This is a genomic window from Amphritea sp., assembly GCF_050300915.1.
Classification (GTDB): domain Bacteria; phylum Pseudomonadota; class Gammaproteobacteria; order Pseudomonadales; family Balneatricaceae; genus Amphritea.
Genome location: NZ_JBNKYN010000013.1, coordinates 1 through 21,454 on the forward strand (window position 1 = coordinate 1; position 21,454 = coordinate 21,454).

At 46.4% G+C, this 21,454-nt stretch carries 15 protein-coding genes and 1 pseudogene; 7 read left to right on the forward strand and 9 right to left on the reverse strand.

What is annotated here, in order from left to right:
- Positions 1-577: 577 nt before the first annotated feature.
- Positions 578-991, forward strand: a complete 414-nt coding sequence (locus tag ACQY8X_RS05330) for a hypothetical protein (RefSeq protein WP_428034113.1) — start codon at positions 578-580, stop codon at positions 989-991.
- Positions 992-1,036: 45 nt separating this feature from the next.
- Here ACQY8X_RS05330 and ACQY8X_RS05335 read toward each other — a convergent pair whose 3' ends face one another.
- Positions 1,037-1,903, reverse strand: coding sequence for a metallophosphoesterase family protein (locus ACQY8X_RS05335; protein ID WP_428034114.1), 867 nt, complete (start codon positions 1,901-1,903; stop codon positions 1,037-1,039).
- 603 nt (positions 1,904-2,506) lie between these two features.
- Between ACQY8X_RS05335 and ACQY8X_RS05340 the strand changes: the two genes are divergently transcribed.
- Both ACQY8X_RS05340 and ACQY8X_RS05345 read left to right on the forward strand, forming a co-directional pair.
- Positions 2,507-3,160: a CDP-alcohol phosphatidyltransferase family protein gene (locus ACQY8X_RS05340; RefSeq protein WP_428034115.1), complete on the forward strand. Its 654-nt coding sequence runs from the start codon at positions 2,507-2,509 to the stop codon at positions 3,158-3,160.
- 72 nt (positions 3,161-3,232) lie between these two features.
- Positions 3,233-3,679, forward strand: a complete 447-nt coding sequence (locus ACQY8X_RS05345; RefSeq protein ID WP_428034116.1) for an adenylyltransferase/cytidyltransferase family protein — start codon at positions 3,233-3,235, stop codon at positions 3,677-3,679.
- Between the two features lie 173 nt (positions 3,680-3,852).
- Here ACQY8X_RS05345 and ACQY8X_RS05350 read toward each other — a convergent pair whose 3' ends face one another.
- From ACQY8X_RS05350 to ACQY8X_RS05380, 7 genes and pseudogenes are all read right to left on the reverse strand, one after another.
- Positions 3,853-4,782 carry an IS481 family transposase gene (locus tag ACQY8X_RS05350; protein WP_428034117.1) on the reverse strand — a complete coding sequence of 310 codons (930 nt, stop codon included), beginning with the start codon at positions 4,780-4,782 and terminating at the stop codon, positions 3,853-3,855.
- A gap of 93 nt (positions 4,783-4,875) precedes the next feature.
- Positions 4,876-5,420: pseudogene (locus ACQY8X_RS05355) on the reverse strand (DUF6933 domain-containing protein).
- Positions 5,421-5,444: 24 nt separating this feature from the next.
- Positions 5,445-8,690 carry a type I restriction endonuclease subunit R gene (locus ACQY8X_RS05360; protein ID WP_428034118.1) on the reverse strand — a complete coding sequence of 1,082 codons (3,246 nt, stop codon included), beginning with the start codon at positions 8,688-8,690 and terminating at the stop codon, positions 5,445-5,447.
- A gap of 58 nt (positions 8,691-8,748) precedes the next feature.
- Positions 8,749-10,224 (reverse strand): Fic family protein, encoded by a 1,476-nt coding sequence (locus ACQY8X_RS05365; protein ID WP_428034119.1) that lies wholly within the window; start codon positions 10,222-10,224, stop codon positions 8,749-8,751.
- A gap of 147 nt (positions 10,225-10,371) precedes the next feature.
- Entirely contained in the window at positions 10,372-11,346 is a 975-nt protein-coding gene (locus ACQY8X_RS05370) for a DUF5655 domain-containing protein (protein ID WP_428034120.1), read from the reverse strand.
- Complete coding sequence (locus tag ACQY8X_RS05375) at positions 11,343-12,704, reverse strand: restriction endonuclease subunit S (RefSeq protein ID WP_428034121.1); 1,362 nt, start codon at positions 12,702-12,704, stop codon at positions 11,343-11,345. The genes ACQY8X_RS05370 and ACQY8X_RS05375 overlap by 4 nt, the downstream gene beginning before the upstream one ends.
- 130 nt (positions 12,705-12,834) lie before the next feature.
- A complete protein-coding gene (locus ACQY8X_RS05380) occupies positions 12,835-15,210 on the reverse strand; it encodes a type I restriction-modification system subunit M (RefSeq protein ID WP_428034122.1) in 2,376 nt (791 codons plus the stop codon).
- A gap of 218 nt (positions 15,211-15,428) precedes the next feature.
- Between ACQY8X_RS05380 and ACQY8X_RS05385 the strand changes: the two genes are divergently transcribed.
- The 4 genes from ACQY8X_RS05385 to ACQY8X_RS05400 all read left to right on the forward strand — a co-directional run bounded on the left by ACQY8X_RS05385 (position 15,429) and on the right by ACQY8X_RS05400 (position 18,904).
- Positions 15,429-16,202: a hypothetical protein gene (locus tag ACQY8X_RS05385; RefSeq protein ID WP_428034123.1), complete on the forward strand. Its 774-nt coding sequence runs from the start codon at positions 15,429-15,431 to the stop codon at positions 16,200-16,202.
- A gap of 131 nt (positions 16,203-16,333) precedes the next feature.
- On the forward strand, positions 16,334-16,465 hold the full coding sequence (locus ACQY8X_RS05390) for an alpha-amylase (RefSeq protein ID WP_428034124.1): 132 nt from the start codon (positions 16,334-16,336) through the stop codon (positions 16,463-16,465).
- A 53-nt stretch (positions 16,466-16,518) separates the two neighbouring features.
- Complete coding sequence (locus tag ACQY8X_RS05395; RefSeq protein WP_428034125.1) at positions 16,519-18,120, forward strand: hypothetical protein; 1,602 nt, start codon at positions 16,519-16,521, stop codon at positions 18,118-18,120.
- Between the two features lie 25 nt (positions 18,121-18,145).
- The gene (locus ACQY8X_RS05400) at positions 18,146-18,904 is read left to right on the forward strand and encodes a hypothetical protein (protein WP_428034126.1); all 759 of its coding nucleotides are present in this window, start codon (positions 18,146-18,148) and stop codon (positions 18,902-18,904) included.
- A gap of 83 nt (positions 18,905-18,987) precedes the next feature.
- Here ACQY8X_RS05400 and ACQY8X_RS05405 read toward each other — a convergent pair whose 3' ends face one another.
- Positions 18,988-21,276, reverse strand: coding sequence for a bifunctional diguanylate cyclase/phosphodiesterase (locus ACQY8X_RS05405; protein WP_428034127.1), 2,289 nt, complete (start codon positions 21,274-21,276; stop codon positions 18,988-18,990).
- Positions 21,277-21,454 lie beyond the last annotated feature (178 nt).

The window sequence follows — 21,454 nt, forward strand, 5'->3', positions numbered from 1 at the left end:
TCATGTTTGATCCGTTCCAGGTTGTTATCAAGGCGTCGTTCATAGAGGATGTGGTCCGTCTCATCAATCACAGATACGACGCTGTTGTTGGAATGCAGATCGATTCCGGCATATAGTTTCATTGGTCGACTCCTCTTGTGGCTGTTTGTCGATGTTACCTCTTAACGATACGACTGCAGGGGGGAGTCGGCTAGATGATTATCAGGTCTTGCATTTTGCAGGGGTAAGGAAATAGGATTTAGTTCTTGTGCAAAATTCAAGACCAGCCCTTTTAGATGTCAACCGCTGCTGCATATGCCGTTTCGTCTGGATTGTGAAAGCAAAGTTACGGGTCACCGAAAACCGCATCAAGTGTTCGATGCACGGCATCATTTATCATCCTGAAACGGGGGTGTCTCTGAGTCCGACGATGTGTACCTGAGAGACACTAACCCCTGTTCAGACAGAGGAGGATGACGAGGGATTGTGGATGAGCGGGTCGAACTGCGCTCTCAGGGAAAAGAGTGCGCCGGTAATTGAGATAATCCTGTCTATACTAATCTGAGTTCTGGCCGCGCACACAGAGGAGTCGTTTAGTATGAATCGTTGGATCTACCCTGGAATCTACTCTGGAATCAGCCCCTGGTTAAACTTGTTTAAGTCGCCACTCAGTGGTGATGTGACACAGGATATATCGCCAGTGACCAGTTGGTGGTCACCGCAGATTGAACTCAATTTTGCCGGTAACCGGCCTATCGAAAACGCAGTGGTTCGGGATGTGGCCAGCTATGGTAAGCAGCTGGGCATTATCACCGATGTGTTGTTACAACTGACAAAAGATGAAACCGGTGAGGCGGTTGACCAGCTTCGTAAAGTCTCCGACGATGTTGAGAGGATAAAGCAGAAACACCTTAGCGTCAGTATGAGCACGCTGAAAGCTGGCTTGCTCAGGCTCAAGACGGAAGACCCTGAGGGGTATAAAAAGCTGCTGGATGAGCTGCAGCAGGGATGAATGGGTGCCGGTGACGATTCAGTTCTGCTGGCAGTGGTTAACACCTCAGTTTTCTGCGACTGGAAAATAGGGAATGATCTCTTCCTTGAACGTCAGAGATCTGTTTTTAATCGTGCCTCTGACGACATGGATAACCATGGCGTCGGTGCCAAAATTCTCGTAGTAGAGAAACATATTGGTATCGTTGGGGGTATTACTGCTGGACAGCGAGCCATTCTTGTACTGAGTGAAGGTGTGCCGGTGGTACAGATCGGTTGACCTCATGATCGACAGCTGATGCGTATGGCCGCAGAAGACATGTTCTATTTTATGCTCGCGTATAAATTCGACAACCATTCTTGAGTTGAACAGTGGATCTGAATCAGTATCGAGGATGGAGTAGTGATTCAGCAGCAGTATGCGATCATAACTGGCTTTGCTAATAGCATCAGACAGCGTTCTTAACATCTCCTTATCGACAAAACCGTTGTCGTCATAGAGCGAGTTGGCATCGAGGCAGACCAGCATAATCGATTCACCGTTGATGCTGATGTTTTTCAGGAAATTGATATCGGTAAAATGGTCTTTTATGCCATTGGTACTGCCAAGCAGAAAAATATTATTCTTCTTACAATTTTTCCGATTCAGGGGACGAAGGACATCGACATCGTCGATATACTGACGAAAGTAATCAGCACTGCGCATATTGCGTTTGTCATGATTGCCCGGAATCGAGACGATGTGCGGGCAGTTAATCGCCTTTAAAAAGTTCCCTGCTGCTTCAAATTCGCTTTCAAGAGCGTCGGTCGTATTATCGCCGGTGTTGATGACAATATCGGCAGCATAGCTGTTCAGTTTTTCCAGCAACAGCTCACTTTTCCCCAACCAGTGTCGGGGGCCAAAATGCATATCTGAGATGTGTAGTAGATTCATTTTGTGTCGGGTAAAACCCTTTGCCTAAGCAGGTGAATTGTGCCAATAAAGCAGCATTCAGGCGAGTAATCTGGGTTCAGTTGCACAGAGCTTCCACCAATAGCCCCTGAGTATGTCAACATACTGTGACAAACAACAGCGATATAAAAAGCGATTAGGAAATGGGCAGGTTTATTCGATTTTCCTTAGCGGTTTAATCGCTGAATAAGCGATTAAACCGGCAGTTCCATCTTATCGCTGTCAGCCCGACCCAATAGCGGGTATAGTGTACGAGTTAGTTTCCCCTGCATCGGGCCTACTGGCCAGCACGCCGCTATTCTTCTTATTGTTAGCTTTATTGTTCGACACGGCTTTTTCGACTTTTTCCAGAGCTTGTTTTCTTAGCTTTCTTTAAGAGCCTTTTCAAAGCGCATTTTTCGACCCTTTTTCACCTATTTGCCTGTACGCAAATAGAGTAGATTTTCGCACCGACTATCAGTGCTTCTCAGTACCTATGGGAATGGCCCGATTGTTAGCATATCTCTGATGTTGAGCAGCTGCTGCCCATGATTTTTCAGCGAGTGATGGTGCGTTGTTGATTTTTCCTTTTCTCTCAGGAGCACCATGACTACCACTACTGAAGACGTTCATAAACTACAACCCGCGATTCTTTCCTATGTGAAAGACCTGCCTAATCTCTGCTCACTTGCGGGCCTGGCCTGCACACTGTCTGCGATCTATTTCTGTATTATCGGCGTGTATGAAGCGGCGATGATCGGCATGATATGGGCCGTTGCCTTTGACTGGGCCGATGGCCTGGTGGCGCGACGCATGAAGGGGCGCACCGGCAATGACCGTATCTTTGGTGGTCAGCTGGATCTGGTAATAGACATTGTCAGCTATGGCGTCACCCCCGCGATTCTTCTACTGAGTTATGGACAGTTTGATCCTGTCTTTCTGCCTGCAGCTTTCATCGTCATTGCTGCCAGCGCGATACGTCTGAGTTACTTCAGTACCTATGGTTTGTCAGACCAGTCCAGATATACCGGCCTGGCCATGGATAACAACAATATTGCGCTGGTGTTTATCTTCCTCTTAGAGGGCGTTATTCCCCGGGAGATATTCGCTGTGATTTTCTATGTCAGCGCCGTAGGGCTTGCTGTACTCAATGTTTCTCAAATTAAAACCCCAAAACTGTCTGGCAATCCCAGAAACGTTTTTTTACTGGCGTTTTATACGCTCGGAATCACCAGTATTTACAGTTGGAAGCTTCTATAACTGGTAACAGTACTGGCAACAGTGTCGTTACCAACGGCACTTAAAATAATTTATTGAGGGGATAAACTGCCCATGATTGTATATACCGTAGGTACGTTTGATTTGTTGCATGTAGGCCACGTTGCGTTACTCGAATACTGTAAGTCATTAGGGGCTGTGCTGGCCGTTGGCGTTGCTTCAGATGAAGTTGTCCGCTCTTACAAGCCCAATGTTCCTGTTATTCCGCTGGAACAACGGATGGAGATGCTGAGGGCGTTGCGTTGTGTTGATATTGTGGTGCCGTACTATGAACTGGAATATGTCTCTGGCTGCAAAGAGGTGAGTGCTGATATTTTCGTGATTGGTGAAGACTGGGGAAGCCAGCCCCACAATGTCGCGGTAGAAGCGTATCTGGAATCGGAAGGCAAGCAGATCAGGCAAGTGGCCTACAACCCGCGCACATCCTCATCGACGATAAAGAAAAATGTGATGACCCAGCCCTACAAATCAAACGATTCAAATCTGGTTTTTGCGTCCTGATATTGTCAGTAGAGCAAAACAGGGGGAGTAAAACCCCCGGATTTGATTGTTTTGAACTCTGTTAACGATTGAGTATCCTGCCTGGTTTTTAAAATGCTTATCTCAAAAGCTTATCTAAAGAGCGTATCTGAAAAATAGCTCTCAACCAGAGAGTGCCCCGGTTCTGTTTTCATCTAGCTGTAGATTTCAGATACGTTGTTCACAAGTAACCGGCTTATAGGTGGTTGCTTGTTTAAACTACCATGTGGTCTGACAAGGTTATACCACTTCAGATAACAGGGTAGTTTCGCATTTCGCTGAGCGGAATTGTTATACAGTTTACCGTAAGACCATTCCCGAATCAGCGTCTGTATAAAACGTTCCGCTTTCCCGTTTGTCTGAGGGCGATAGGGGCGCGTATTCATGGGGCGTGCACCGATCGCTTTGACGGCATTTCTAAAGGCTCTGCTGGTGTAGCACTTACCATTATCCGTCAGCACCCGTTTTACCTTCACATCCATTGCTTTCAGTATCTTAAGGGTGTTTTCAAAGAACCTGACAGCATCCTTAGCCGATTGCCTGGGGTGAACCTCTGCATGGCTCCAACGAGTATAATCATCGATACAGATATGCACGTATTCCCAGCCAGCACCTTTGGTCATCACTTTACGAACACCTGTCTTGCGGTGGCCTGGCTGGCTGAAACGTGCGACACGCTTGATATCGAAGTGAATTAGCCCGCCTGGCTCATCGTATTCATAACGACGGACGGGTTCTGTCTTTTTCAGCAGGTGACCACACATGCGATGGGCAACAACACAGACAGTCGACAGCGGCATCTTGAGTGTGGCGGCAATATCCGTTTGTGACCAGCCACCCAGAGCCAGCGCTTTTATCGCTTGCTCTTGCCAATAAAGCGTTCGCGATGAGATGCGTTTAGGTCGACTTTTACGATCCCGAAGTCCATTGAGGCCTTCTTGATGATAGCGCCTGATCCAGCGATAGATTAGGCTTTTAGATACCTCGAAAAAGTCAGCCAGTTCGGAGACAGGTACCTCTTCTTCAAGATGTTTTTTGACAATTAAAACTCGACTATGGAGGCTAGATTTTGCATTCTTATGCATGGTTGTTCACTCCTCTGTTTAAAGGGCTATTGATTTCGCAACCAACAGCTTCCTATACAACCGAGTTGTGAACAACCTCTCTGAATTTCACAGCTAGTGAATGTTTATATCTGAATCAGGAAGGGCTTCAAGCAGGGTTCTCATCTCTCTGGCTGGCCACAAGGCTTCTTTCTGACCTTTAACCGTGCATGGACGGTCACAGAGGCTTCTGGACAAGGAATATGTGCCAAGATCGAGAATGTCAGTGCCATCCCAGGTGTATGACTCCAGTCCATCAATCATCAATCTCAGCGTGCCCTGAACTGAGCGGCTGCAATCGGTATCAAAAGACAGCTCACCCATCGTATCGAGTGCCTTTTTAATCAGCGCTTCAGGGTAGTCCATTTCAGCATGGTGTTGGCCAGCATATCGGTTAACCAGAAATCCAGCTGCTTAATCTCTTTCAGGGTGACAGCTGTTAATGCGACAGTAAAACGAGTCTGATCATGAGTAAACACGATGCACTGGCGGCGCTGTGTGGTGGTGATATTGGCATGCCAGTCGCCCAGCAGCGATGGCTTATTGGCTGATTTAGCAGGCAGATCAAAGCCTGCTTTTGTTAATTTTTCAGCCAGTTTTTTAGTGACGTGAATTATCATGTTATTTATACAATATATTGATAATCAGAGTTTATTATTCGTAAGCATATCGAACACTACCCGGGCAAACCCTTGAGCTACCTGCGGGTTGCTGAGTATCTGCATCATCTGGTTCTGATGGGCATCAGAGCTATCCATCACCGCTTCATCCAGCGCCATTGGAAAGTCCCCGAGGAAAGCCTGTTCTGAAGAGTTGTTTCTGATCTGATGCATCACCTTCTCGTTCTCCCCTACTTTGTCAGCCACCGTCCGGGCGTAGTTGAGCATGTCATCATCTGTCAGGTTATCGGTGATGAATAGCTCGTTGAGGCGTCGCAGAATAACGGACAGAAACTCCTCTTTTTTGTCCCTGGCTTTTGCGGAGCCAATATCGGTATTGGGGTCGATGGTGTAGACCCCTTCCTCTTTGATTTTCAGATCCTGCTGACGAATTTTAGACAAACGGTAATGGCTCAGAGTCACGTTGCTCAGATCGACATCATCATCCTGATCGATCTTTTCACGCAGCATCGGCCGAAGGTGGCGGGCGAACAGGCTGAGTTTTTCCAGCTCTTTATCATCGTAATCAACTATCTGCGACATAAACTCATAGAAGCGTACAAAGCTTCCCAGGTCTTTTTTGAAGATCTCCAGGGCATCTTTTTCCTGCTTACACTCTCTGAAACTGTTTTCCGCATTGGCGATCAGCGTGGCATCACCTGTATTTTTGGTACGTTCAAAGATATCTTTGGCCTGCTTATAGGCATCAATAGCCGAAGCATAACGTTTCTGCCAGCGTTCGACCGCCGGTTTGCAGATGTTACTGATCGCCGCATTGCTCTTATTTTTTATAAAGAAAGCGGCGCAGAACTGTTCGACTTCACTCCAGTGGAAGATCCCCTGCGCTTTAAGCTTCTCACAGAGGTCATACACCAGATTCGGGTCTGAAACATCCGTGAGTTCAGCGGTCTGATAATAGGGCTGAAACGCGTCCAGAATCTCCTGAGGGTCGTTAAAGAAATCCAGTACAAAGGTGCCTGACTCTGCTTTGCCCGGGTAGGTACGGTTCAGGCGGGACAGGGTCTGAACGCATTCCACGCCCCCCAGTTTCTTATCCACGTACATGGCGCAGAGTTTGGGTTGGTCAAAACCTGTCTGAAACTTGTTGGCAACCAGCATCACCTGATAGTCATCGGAATCAAAGGCTTTGCGCATATCGCGCCCTTTGAGCCTAGGATTCATACTGGTTTCGGTGTATTTCTCACCGATTAACCCCGCTGAGTTCGGATCATCACTGTTAAACTCAACCTCACCCGAGAAAGCGACCATTGCGGTGATGTTCTGGTATTTGTTATCGGCAACGTACTTATCGAACGCCAGCTTATAGCGTACCGCTTCTTTACGGGAGCTGGTGACGACCATCGCTTTTGCCTGACCACCCAACAGCCCCAGCACATTGTCTTTAAAGTGCTCGATGATCACCTGTACTTTCTGGGCGATATTGTAATCGTGCAGTCGCACCCACTGATTCAGTTTTACCTTAGCTCGCTTGCTATCAACCTCTTTGTCCTGTTCCCGTGCTTTTTCAGCCAGCTGATACGCCACCTTGTAACTGGTGTAGTTTTTCAGTACATCGAGGATGAAACCTTCCTCAATCGCCTGGCGCATACTGTAAACATGATAAGCCTCGGGCTTATTGGTTGATGACGCGGGCAGATCGGGATCGGGTAAACGGCCAAACAGTTCCAGGGTTTTCGATTTAGGCGTGGCGGTGAAAGCAAAATAGCTCAGGTTGTTTGAGCTTTTACGGGCGGCGATAGTGGCATCTAACAGATCTTCAGAGGTTAGTTCCTCCTGTTCCTCTTTGTCATCGAGCATCAACACCTCTTTCAACTGACGGGCAGTTGAACCAGACTGCGATGAGTGCGCTTCATCGGCAATCACCGCATAGTTGCGCGTTTTCAGGCTGACACTGTTCTCAATCGCTTTCAGAACATGGGGGAAGGTCTGAATGGTCACGATAATAATCGGCTGCGCATCTTCCAGCGCGCTGGCCAGTTTCTCTGACTTAGACCCCTGCCCCTCTTTATTATTGATCCGCCCGACGACACCATCGGCATGTTCAAACTGGTAGATGGTGTCCTGAAGCTGATCGTCCAGTACGGTACGGTCGGTTACCACAATCACGGAATGAAAACGTTTATTACCCTCCGTATCGTAAAGTGACGCCAGTTGATGGGCCGTCCAGGCGATGGAGTTTGATTTACCCGAGCCGGCACTGTGCTGCACCAGATACTTATGGCCAGGACCGTTATCACGGGCATCCCCCACCAGTTTATTCACCACATCCCACTGATGGTAACGGGGGAAGATCATCGTCTCTTTCTTTGTCTTCTTACCCTGCCAGTCCTCTTTGTCTTCGATCTGAAGGTGAACAAATTTGGCCAGAATTTTCAGCAGATTATCGGGTGCCAGCACCTCGTTCCACAGATAGGCGGTGGCATACTCGTTCGGATCAGCGGGAACATCGTTACCCGCGGCCCCCTCGGCGGTGCCTTTGTTAAAGGGCAGGAAGAAGGTGTTCTCTCCTTCCAGCTTCGTCGCCATATAGACTTCGTACTGACTTACAGCGAAGTGCACCAAAGCGCCGCGTTTAAAGGTCAGCAGTGGCTCTGGTTTATTGGTAACCGGATCTTTCGGCAGACGGGTGAGTTTGTACTGTTTTATGGCGTTTTCAACGGCCTGCTTGAATTCTGACTTCAGTTCCAGTGTGGCAATAGGCAAACCATTAAGAAACAGAACCAGATCGATGCGCCATTTTTTTGCCTGCTTACCTGTTTCAGTCAGATACTCATCCGTGGCATAGGGGCTATAGGTCAGCTCAGGCACTACCCTCAGACGGTTCTTCTGATAGCGTGCCAGCGCATCGGGGTTGAGATCATGATCAGGTTTAAACTGACAGAGGCGAAAGCGCGTACCGCGGTCTTTCAGTTCATTACGCAGCACGCCCAGGGTGCCAAAGGTGCGCAACTCTTTGCTCGCCGCATTCGGGTCCGCTTTGGACAGCTGAGAAGCGACCCGCTCAAGAAAGTGTTGTTCAGGGTTTTGTGGGTAGAGTTTGCAGTATTTCTGCCATTGAAGAGGCTGAGTCTCTTGCACAAATCCCAGCAGATCGGCTTCATACAGCGCCAATTTACGGTTGTAGTCTGATGCTGTACCAAGTAACCAGCCATTAACCAACAACTGCTGAATGATATCGTTCTGGAAGACACATTCCTGTGATTTGTTCATAGTGATTACGTCCCTACTTTCCCTTAATTATTAATCCATCTACTGCTTAAAAGCAGGGCTATTGATCAAACAGTGCGTCGTATTCCCGTTCCAGTGTGTCAAACACCTCATCGGGTAGAATATAACGGTATTGATCACGGCGTTTTTTAGACAGCCGACCTTTTTGATCAAGGCAGAGCATCACCAACCGGGACAGATCTTTATCATTGATATCAAACAACAGGTTAATTCTTTTTTTCAATGCATCATAACGGCTTAGATAAGCGACTTCACGCTTCATATACTGTTCTATAGCCTCCTCACTGGCATCAGCCATGAGTTCAGCACAGGCAGTTGCATCCCAGTATCGATAGATTGAGGCATCTCCTTTAAAAATAAGGTGTAGATTGTCCCTGTCTATATAGGTGATATCCCACATCTCGCGCACTTTAGCTGAATAGGCGTTCAACACATTAAGATAGTCGCGCTCTTTATCGTGTAACACAGCAGATACTGGCAGAATCAGGCCGTTGGAAAGGCTGCCTTTCTGGCAGAGCACATGATGAAACATAAAGCGTGAGAGTCGACCATTGCCGTCCATAAACGGGTGAAGATAGACGAATCCAAAGGCAACCACCGCGCCTAGCACCAGAGGGTCGACATCATCAGGCATATCATTGACCAGTGTTATCCAGCATTCCATCAGCTCACCACATAACTCAGGTTGAGGCGGAATATAGGTAACACCTAACGCCCCGGGTCCATTACTTAAATAGTTCTGTTGCTGACGAAATGAAGCCGCCCGTTCAAACGGGTTATTCAATGTGGCATTCTGCAGTTCGATCAGATAATCCTCATCAATGGCGCGCTGATTATGCGCCTGCCGCAACAGATTAGTGAAACGCTGCATTCTGCCACTATCGGGCTGCTCTTTTTCGATGGCAAAAGAGTCTCTGGTTTCGCTTAAATAGGCCCAGGAGAGCGCCCGGCTGAGCATGTCCGGGTCAAGTGATGCTGTAAACGCCTCGGTTTTTTCAAGCACCTGTTTATTCAGCGCGGCAGTTAGACGAGTGCTACGTTGTACCGTGATACAGTACTGCAACGAGCCCAGACCATTAAACTGAACCCGCCAGCGCTTATCTTTGTAACCCTGGGTAGTAATATACTGTTGCGGATCAAATAGCGGGACATAATTGCCCCTGTCCAGCGATGCTGTGCGGCAGATCGGTTGGCGGTTGAAGTGCTCCCATAAAAAGCAGGCGATGCGAATATACTTACCGGTTGGCGATGCATCAAAGGTTTCACGTATTGTCAGCTCATCAACCAGCGTTAGCGCTTGCGCAAGAATTTGAAGGTTAACGCCTTCATGTTTGAGGGCGAACAAGATATGCGCCAGGATGGTATCTTCAGGTATCAGGCTGGCCGGAATCGCCAGCATATTTTCAAGCCGCTGCTTGCGGTTGATTGGCATCACCTGGCAACTTACATCAAGTGCCAGCGCTTTAATCGGGTCTGCATCGAGCAGATAGGCATAGCCGGCGTACTGGCTCCCCATGGATGACTCCCTGAAAAATCGTTACCAATCCTAAATTTTTATTACAAACCAGCAAAAAACCAAAAAAATCATTACATCAAGAATAGCAAATAACCCAGCTGTTTTCTTCGCGCGGATTACCATGCTGAAATGTTCGCCTTTAGATAATCAATTTGCCTGATAACTTTGTGAGATCAGCTCAAAGGCGGTTTCGAGTTCAGCTACGCTGCGTAGATTCAGTTCAATATTACCCGTTCCCCAATGCCCAATATTGGATACATCGCGGATAAACTCAGGTTCATGGTGTTTGCCTGTGGGATTGAGTTTTAATAGCTCATCTGTGGGCGTCAGCTTGAGGTATAACTGAATTCTCGGGTCTTTGTTTTGTGGTAATACCAGCACGCTGACGAAGTTTTTGATCCGTTTAAAGGCGGTGTAGAGCTTTAGCTCTTTCCGCTGCACCTCATCCCCCAGACCGTTGGCGTATTCGCAAACCTGATTATAGAGGCTGATCAGGTCTGGGGAGGATTCAGCCAGCCGCTCTTCCTGGGATTTATCCCCTGACCTGCCCCGACTGCCTGTATTTGATGTTGCCCTGCTGCTTTGAGACGCAACCTTCTTCGGGGTGCTGGCATCAGCGGTTTGCGCGTTCACCAGTTCCAGCAACAGTAGATCATCGCCAAAGTAACGGTAGCGCATCAGTTCGATATTCCGATTGATCTGCTGTACCGCATGTTCATCATAGCGGTTGAAATCCGCCGCGATGCAGATCAGTCGTGTACCGCTCCACTCGATCGATTCGGTCACCTCTTTATCCAACTGTTTCATCACCAACAACTGAAACTCCGCCTGATGATCCAGCAACCAGTCGAGGTAGAACAACCCCTGATTGATCACATTCTCATTGCTATGGCGCTTATATTCGATAATAACGGGGCAGTTGTTTTCATCCAAACCCAGCGAATCGATCCGCCCTTTATGGGTTTTGCCGGTGCTGTATTCGCTGGCAAGAAAGCGCACCCCGAGAAAGGTTTCCAGCTGACTCTCGATCTGCTGTTGCAGCTCTTTTTCCAGCAACGCACTGCGCCCCGCCAGTTCAACAACACTGTCGGCGTTAATCGAGAATAGTTTGATATCGCTCATACGGTGGCTTCCATGCTGGGTTGATATTGTTCAGGTTTCCAGTTGCGCACGTCGATTTTTCCAGTGACGGCGGCTGAGATCAGGGCTGTGCGGCGTTCTTGGAGAAGCGAAACAAGACTCTCGGCTTTATTTATCGCAGCATCCATTAATGCCATTGTATTAAAAGCGTTATCTATAATCGCTTTTTGTTCTTTTAGCGGTGGAATGGCAGCCCGTAATGATCTCACGTCATCCATCCCTATGGTTTTAATTGTTGCACCAAACGTATAGCGCTCAAACTCTTCTTGCATTGCATAGAAGATCAGTAATAGGAACTCTGGTTTTATTTGATCTTCATAGCATAACCACGCAATTATATGCTGTGATACTGCCATTGGCCTCGTTGTGATCGCAGATAGCCCAATCGACGCATCTCTTGTAAAAATAACTGCGTTGGCAGGAAGAAGACGCGCGGATGAGTTTTGTATGCCTAATTCGTTAACCTTGTATTTAGTATCTTCAATATAGTCGACTATCTTAAGCGTTTTAGAGTCGTTAAGAGATACCCAAGGAATATTACAGTCCGTCCAATACTCTTCTTTTTTCTTATCTGGCGTATGACCACTTTCAATCTTAGCAAATTGCTTAATCGCACCAATTTTCCAATGTTCAGGCACTTGGCCTAACCACTCAACACCTGATTCTTTCATCGGGACGTTGGGGTTTAAGCCTTTGGTGACGGCATGGCTGATCACCGCCTGACGCTTCTCTTTCAGCAGCTTAATCAGTTGCTGCTGCTTTTCGATCAGGGTGTCGATCCTGGCGGTTTCGTGGTCGAGGAAGTTGACGATTTGTTTTTGTTCATGGGCTGAAGGCTTTGGGATTTGATAACTTCCCAACTCGTCCGAAGACAATTCCAAAAACGTAGTGCCTCTACCTAATAGATTTAGCTGAGAATTACTAATTAGCAGTATGTAATATACATACTTATGATCAAATTTATCTTTTATTACTAGGGATTTACATCCTTGGTTTGTACACAGAGTTTTTTCAGCTATTCCCAAGGTGCCTATCGGCGCACGTGAAGATAGAATTACTGAGTTAGCAGGAACAAGAGTCGTACCACATGATTCGTAACCAATCTTCGTAATACTTCTTTGGCCGTTACTGATGAGTGGTGTATCTGTTTTTCCTAAATCAGCTGGAGTAATCCATGATATTTCCCCGTCCCAGTACGATGACTCACCCGACTTAGGTGTTGCTCCATTAAAAATATCAGAAACCATTTTAACTGGTGAAGTCGTCCAGCCTTTTGGAACCTTTCCAATCCAATCTGAATTTACTTCTTGGTATTCAGGATAGACTTGATACCTACTCATATTCCAATCCCCTTCTCAGGGCGAGGATTTTTTTGTGAGCAGAAGGCGCGCCTGAGCGCAGCGAGGGAGCATAGCCTGCTATGTGACTGAGCGAGCACAGCCGCAACGCACTGATCGCGGAAAAAGACCGTCATGAGTGAACCTCCCGCAGCAGGTTCATGATCTCAGCACTTACCCTATCCAGATCCGCATCAATTTCTTCCAGACTACGGGGTGGCTGATAGACATAGAAATGCCGGTTAAAGGGAATCTCGTAACCGACAATACCGATCTCTTCATCTTTGGCATCGCGCTTATTGGCATCGATCCAGGCATCGGGTACATGAGGGGCGACTTCACGGTCGAAGTAGCTTTCGATCAGGTTCTGGGTGGGCTGTGAGGGATCGAGAGGTACATTCTCGTTGTCCCGCAGATCTCCATCGGGCTGGTATTCCACCACGGCGGGTTTGCCATTGATGGTTGCCTCAAAAGCACCGTATTTTGGTTGCGCTGTTTCTTTAAGAACTTTCCGAATAACGGGCTGCGCCGCTGGATTCTTCCAGCTAATGGCATCCAGCAGTTGTTTCTTCTCTTTGGCATCCAGCTTCACGCCTGTCTGTTTCATGGCGAGTTTCAGTTCGTCTTCAAACCGATTGAGGTCATCGCAGGGGTTATCAATAACGGCGTTAGTTCCCATTGATGCACCGAGCCCGCCCTGCAACTCGTAGCCTTTATGCAGCAGGCTTCGCTGGCTGAGCCAGAGTTTGCTGTCCAGCAGCTCTTTAATCTGTTTCTCTTTCAGTTCGGGGTAACTGGCTTTCAGTTCCGCCCTGATCTCAGTGGTGTATTCGCTCAGCTGACCATAACCGGTTTCATTCCACTGCTGGCCAAACTGTTCCCAGATCCAGCGCATCGGTGCATTAAACGGTTTCGGCGCAAAGCGCAGTTCTTCTAGGCGTTCATCGCTGATCTGTACCGACAGACGCAGTGGGCGCTCGATGGTAATACGACGATAACCGAAGTCCGTGGTATTGAATATTTTACTGGAGAAGGTTTTTGCTGATTCAGCCTTAGGATTAGCTGCCTGGCGGCCACGGCTGCTCTTCTGATCGGCAGGTTTATCCAATAGCTGATGATCAACGGTTTCGAATTCGCCAAAACAGCGGGTGATGATACGAATATCATCCGCACTCATCTCATTGCGCTTTGAGCCTAACGATTTACGCATCTTGCCGCAGAGATTAACTGCGTTAATCAGCTGCACTTTACCTTTGCGCCCGGCTGCTTTCTTATTCGACAGGACCCAGACATAGGTAGCGATGCCTGTGTTGTAGAACATATCATTCGGCAACGCGATAATCGCTTCCAGCAGATCGGCTTCGAGAATATAACGGCGGATCTCACTCTCTCCACTGCCTGCCCCGCCGGTAAACAGCGGTGAGCCATTAAGGATAATACCGATACGGCCGCCGCCCTCAACCTTGCCCTCAAGACTGCCTGAAGCGTTAACCGAGGTGTCGCGCAATTTGCTGATCAGGTGCATCAGAAACAGCAGTGAACCATCAGACACCCGGGGCAGACCAGGCCCGAAACGACCATCAAAGCCCTTCAGGGTGTGTTCGTCCTTGATCTCACCCTCGACCTTTTTCCAATCCACCCCAAACGGCGGATTGGAGAGCATATAGTCAAACTTATCGGCGTAGAGCTGATCGTTGGACAGGGTGTTGCCCAGCTTAATATTGTTGACCTCCTGTCCTTTGATCAGCATATCCGCTTTACAGATAGCGTAGGACTCAGAGTTAAGCTCTTGTCCGAAAGGCACCAGCTTGGCATTGGGGTTCAACTCATAGAGATATTCCATACCGCTGGACAGAAAACCACCCGTACCCGCCGTCGGGTCATAGATGGTGCGGATAATCCCCTCTTTGGTCAGCGCCCTGTCGTCTTCCATTAATACCAGCGAGGTGGTCAGATGGACGATATCCCGTGGGGTAAAGTGCTCCCCTGCGGTCTCATTAGAGCTTTCAGCAAAACGGCGGATCAGCTCTTCAAATACCAGCCCCATCTCGTGGTTGGAAATGGCATCAGGACTCAGGTCGGTATTGGCAAACTTCTGCACCACTTTGTAGAGCAGGTTGGCATCACTCAGCAAGCCGACAAACTCATCAAATTTAAAGTATTCAAAGATCTCACGGGCATCTTTAGAAAAACACTGAACATAGTTGTCCAGGTTATCTTTAATCCCTGTTTCACCCAGCTTATCAAGGGACATGGGCGAAGTGTTGTAAAAGTTCTGGCTGGTTGCCCGCAGAACTAACTTCTCAATCGCTTCCTCAGGCAGGCTCATGCCCTTCACTTTCTCATGAGCATCCAATACCGCCTGTTTATCCGCCTCCAGCACACATTCCAGACGCCGTAGCAGCGTAAACGGCAGGATCACTCGCCCATACTGACTTTGTTTGAAATCACCACGCAGAAGATCGGCCACTGACCAGATAAATGCAGCCGTTTGAGAGAAATTAGTCATGAAATCGTTTTGCCTTATTACAACGTATTAGCAGAGCCAGCGGGGAAAGAGATGAAGCGTCCGCTGCCTCTTTTTTGAATGGAAATCAGTGTACTACAGGCATTGGAGCTTAGGTATATCAGGCAGTCAAAATGGTGATAACGGAGTACAAATCATCGTGACTGCATGTTAGATTCAGTCTACCAATATTTGCATCACTAAATTAGCGGGAAGGAACCTTGCTCAGATCACTCAAGACATATTTAAGATCGTCGCTGCAAAATCAGACAGAAGAAACTTCAGGCTATGTTGTTTCGCTATTAGCCTTCATCGCTTTTTTAGCAGGGAAAGCAATGGGTTTTCAAGAGAATATTGAAGGTCTGTATTATTTTGCTGTTGTAGCATTGATATACGGCTTTCTAGTTTTCTTGAATTCATTGGCTAAAGCTTTCATTGGATCAGGTTTTGGAAAGCTATTGGTGTCTGGAGTCTTAGTCATAGGAAGTGGTATTAGCCTTGCTCTAGCGAGACAAACAATCAACGGTGAATTGCACGTACCCTCTTCTGCTTATCCAATAACCCAATCCATCTTAGCCGTTCTGTATGCGCCACTAACTCTCTCAATTTGTTTAGCGCTATCAGGTGTGCTTTTCCTGATGGTGGGCGTCGTACTAAGCTTTATGCCCGTCAAGGTAATATCGATGAAGAGTTTGCTTGTGAATTGGTGGAATGAAGCGTTTACAGCAAAAGAAATTGTACTCAACTTTACTAGGTTCATAGGCTTAATAGCTGTAATTAGTGTAGCGATGAACTTTGCCAAAGAAAACGATTGGTACACGGATGCGCTGGCATCATTTACCCGATGGTTTGCTTACTCATTCGAGTCTGAGGAGTATAGCTACTGCACTCTCAAGCCTGGTGAGCGTGTCGCGTACTTAAGCAATAACAAAATCGTAGTCGCAACCAAAGGCGTGAATGATGAGTATTTATACGAAATACAAACCTGTTTATAGCCTTGGTTGATATTCTTATCTGCCTGTTAATTAAAGAAAATTACTCGTCTCAAAAACTGACGGTTACTCAATTCTATTGATGAGATAAATTCTCACCTGCAATTACGCATAAACAAGTACAGGTGAATACTATGTCAAACAAAGCAAACAGCAATCATAAATCAAACATCAAGAATGCAAACCGTGGAACATCAGGAAATAACACCGCGAACGCCAAGGCAAATGGTAATCGTGGTAAGCAGTTAAATCCTAATCGCAAATAATTAAACGGTATTTCAGGCTCTCCACTGGGGAGCCTTTTAATCACGGAATAGATATGAAAACAGATATAGGCTTCCCTCCAGTAGGCATACTTGCGAAATTCTTGTTTAGTAGTACAGGACTGCTTGCCGAGAAAGATGCAAGAAAAGATCCCAGATTCTCTGACGCAGAGCGAAAGAAATATCAGAAAACACTTGATCGTCTCGTAACTGAAGAAGGTCAATTCGCCGATAATTTTGATCAGATCTTAGATGTTTTTCGTAAACAGCTTAAGACTATTATTCCATCCAAAAGAATTGCTAATGCAATGCTATGCTCAGTCAATGAGGTCTACGTTCAGTACAGGCACCTGATCAATGAGGAAGGAACATACTTCAGCCAGAAAGAAACTTTGAAGTGGGCATTAGAGACCCGATTCATTGGTCGAATGATTTTGTCACCCCAAAAAAACTACCTGCGATTTAATATCAAAGATGAGAGCTGGAAGACGCCTAATGATCCTTTTTGGTACCTGCCAACTGTAAAAGCAGATGGAATTACATGGCCTTTGCAGAAAGCGTTGGAATTTGGTCAAGAAGTTGCGAAAACTTCGCTTACTAATTTTCATTACCCTGGAGATGGAGGTGCTCAAGAGAACTACCAGCTAAAACAGAATGAAGCTAATGCTCGGAACTGGCTAAAAGGACAACATATTCCATCATGGCATGGCCTCAATATGAATTTGAGACAGTCGTTCGATGCGTTGCAAAGCTGCACATCAAAGCACCATCGTAAACTGTCCGAGAAAGAAAAATCTTCTGTATTGATTGTCGCTTTTATAGCCAGATTTAGCACCTATGTATGTCAAGAAATCGCTAAGGCTTTTGGTCGAGAGTTCCTGAGTTCTCTGATTGAACGTTATAAAATTTACACAGAACACCTTTCTCAGGATCACTCTGAAATAGAGGAGTATGTCGATTCAGAAATTGCTAAGGCTCTGCAAAATCGCAATTTCTCAAATGGTCTGCGGGATGAATTACTATGGACAAGCGTGCCATCCTACTGGGCGTACAAAGCAAATATTGGGACTGAATATGTAAAATCATTGGAACAGCGTAGACAAATTGAGACAAGACTTAATCAGCCATACACGGTTGAAGAACAGAAAGGCATCATACATAACTGTGGGAATTTTCAAGGACGCATGTTAATTGAAAGTCCCTGTCTTCAGGTTAAATATCCCCCACCCGAAGGTTTTTTTGATGAACTTCACGAAGCAGAGCAACTGAGAAAAACGCGAGAGATTAAGAAAGATACTATTCAAACGTTCGAACAACGTCTTAAGCAAAAATCTCTGACAGAGGCGCTGGGGTGGTATGCAAACTGGTTGTACGGAATAATGTATTATCGCCAGCAGTCATACGCTAAGGCTTATCTGTATTATGGAAAGGCGTTTGAACAAGCTAAGTATTCTGCGGGTAATAGACAATACCCCCTCGTAAATACATACATCGAATTATGCGCGAAAAGAAAGCAAAAAAAGGCATTTAGAAAGGCGGTGTCTTGGGCGCATTACATAGGAATGAGGGTACGTTGGATTGAGAGCGTACCACCTCAAGAAGACGAACTGGAAGTAGCTTATGCATTTTTTGAGAGTGCATTCTATCCGCAGACTTAAGGTCTTAGGCTGACAAGGAAATAACATGAGTCATTATAAATTGAAGTTGGGCAAGTGTCGTACAGTGTTTTTCGATCTTGAGTTCTATGTGCCTGAGAGCGCTCGCGTCGAAACAGGCTTCTGCTATAACCCTTGGGACAAAAGTTGTAAATTGATTGGAGGTGCTTTTCTCATTGCCAACCCCGATAAAGATATCAGGATATCGACAGATCAAGTTGAAAAACGAATTAAGACCGTATGGCGATGGGACTGCAAAACCGAGAAAGAGTTGGTACAAAGGATCTATGACATGCTCAATCAAGCGTTAACAGTGGTTCACAAAGCACATCAGGGTAAGCTAGCCGCTGTTCTGAGTGGTATTGGTATTTCCACTTCAGATGTATTGATTTTGTGTGATCTGTTTCGTCGTTATCAAATATTAGATAACGCGGAGACGTTCAGGTTTATGAATAAGTTTCGGATAATTGACCTTTCGCAGTTAGCGATTGGTATGTTTAACACGAATCACGATTTTCTTTATCCTAAGGTCAAGAATGACATTCTTAATAAATATCAACATGGAAAAAAATTTGAGTCAGGCACGAGTGTGTGGGCACTTTACGAGCAGAAGAAATTTGATGAAATCGAACATCGCGTTATAGATGAAATTGCCTCGACGCACCACTGTTACAAGGGAATGATTAGTGATATTAAGCGTTTCAGGTCGCTTGACTCAGAAGCAAAGAAACGCCAGAAAGAAAAACTAAAACAGCAAGCAGAAATGTCCTTGGAAGAATCAGCTTAACGTCAATACAGATAAAATGGGGTAGGTCAGGGGCGGTTTACCTACCCTACTCTCACATACCAATATCATTGGGCTTTAAGCAATTAACTAGCAACAATATCATGTTCCTCTATATACTGAATTAACGCCTCTTTTCTCATCGGTTTGGCAAAGTGATAGCCCTGTATCCGGTCGCAGCCAAATGCTTTGAGGATATCCACCTGTTCCCGGGTCTCTACCCCTTCAGCGACGATATCCATCTCCAGATTTTTGCCGATCATGATGATGTTTTGCACCATCTTCTGGGAGGATTCATCGACGAACATGACGTCGATAAAGCTCTTGTCGATCTTCAGTTCATCGATGGGCAGGCGGCGGAGGACGCTCAGGGATGAATAGCCGGTACCGAAATCATCCATAGAGATCTCGAAACCATGATCCTTAAACTCCTGCAGTAAAGGCACGATGTGATCAATATCCTCGATGAACAGGCTTTCGGTAATCTCCAGGGTAATCGAGGCGTTAGCGAGGTTGTTCGTTTGTATACTCTGAATAAATCGTTCGGCAAAGCCCACCTCCATCAACTGACGCACTGAGATGTTAATTGAGGTATGAAAAGACCGGTTCAGTGTGCTCTGAACCTCTTTCACATCTTTGAGGGTTTGCTGCGTGATAAAGTTGCCGATGGCGGGCATCTGGCCTGAGGTCTCGGCGACAGATATAAAACGATCGGGCGGGACAAACCCTAAGGTAGCGCTTTGCCAGCGCACCAGCGCTTCGACACCATAGAAATCTCCTTCCGGGGTGACCTGGGGCTGATAAACCATAAAGAGTTCATCATCGGAGATGGCGCTACGCAGGGCTTGCTCGATTTTGACGTTTTGCAGATAGCCCTCTTCCATCTTGTCTTCAAACAGATGGATACTGTTTTTAATTTTTTTCGATTCATACATCGCTATATCAGCAGAGCGCAGCAGGATATCAAAACTTTCACCATGGACTGGATATTGTGCAATGCCGATACTGGCCCCGATATGCAGTTTTAAGTTGTTAACCCTGTAGGGTTTGCAGATGGTTTCGATTATTGTTTGGGAGAGTGCCATCACCTCTTCGGTATCAACTAACGGGGTTAACACTACAAACTCATCTCCCCCGTGACGGATAATGATTGAGTCTTTTGGCTGAATCGACTGAAGTCTTCTGGCAAGGTCCAGCAGTAGCTGGTCGCCACACTGATGGCCAAAGCTGTCATTGATGCTTTTGAAACGGTCTAAATCGATATACAGAAGACTGAACGGCTTGGTAGGGTCACGAATCCAGCTATAGATATTGGTCTGCAGGTAACTCCGGTTGGGCATGCCCGTGAGTTGATCATGGGTTGCCTGATAGAGTAAATCTTCGTTTCTTTTCTTCGCTGCGTTGAAGATAATCCGAACCAGGGTGTAAAGAATGATCTCAACAGCCACAAATATAGAGAGATAGATCTTCACTAAATTTGTAAAGGCCGTGGTGATAATGTCCATTTTAGTGGTGGAGAGAAGCCAGAGTTTGTAGGTGTTGTCATACTTCAGTGACGCCAGATACTGGACCTTTTCGTCGCCGGTGTAGGGGAATGAGACTATATGCTCGGTGCGCTTCAGTTCGTCTTCTGAATGCTCATAATGCTGGCCTAAGCTCTTCTCAATGTTGACCAGTTTTTCTGCAGAAAAAGGCGATCGGTAGACTTCGTAATTATTATCAGGGCCGTTACTGGCATACTGTATGTACTGGTCATCGTCTCTGATAATAAGGGTGTTGTACTGATCGTTCTCATCGGCGTTTTTTACAATGAAGCCGAATGATTTTTCTAACCGTAGCGCAGCCGTAATGACCATTCTTACATTGCCCTGACTATCTCTGATCGCCTTTCTGATGGGGACTATCCAGTCATTAAACGGTTTAAAATAGTAGGTGCGGCCAAACATCATTTTTTGACTTTCCATCACCGCCAGGAAAGATTTACGACTCTCCTCCTGCTCAAGCAGATTAGGGAAACCGGACACATCGAGACCATTGGTTGCGTACAGCATTTGTCCCTGAGGATTAACGATGGCGATCGATGTAATCGCCGGACTTTCAAGCAGCGCAGCATCCAGTATCTTCATTGAACGGATGTTGTCTTTGTAACCGCTATCTTCAATAAACCGTTGCCCTAAAATATCCAGCATAACTTCGTGGGTCTGGTAGAGCGAGTGAGTTGAACTGGCTATCAGCTTAAGCGTATTCTCCTGGGACTTTTGGTACTGCAGGTAGATGTTGTTCCAACCGATGTAGGAGACTGCGATCAGACAGATCAAAAAGAAAATCGTGAGAATGTAGAATATCGACCAGATGCTCTTTTTGAACAACCTCATATGAAATCACCATTGATACGATGGTTTATAAGTCTGATTCAGTATGTCGCCTATTGCTGGATTCCGCGAACTCTTAATACCTAATATGGTTATTGTTTAAGCTGGAAACTGTTAGTTTTACCAATGATGCGTATCGGCTTTATCTGCCACTGCTGAATCAGCGCCGATGATTTTAGCC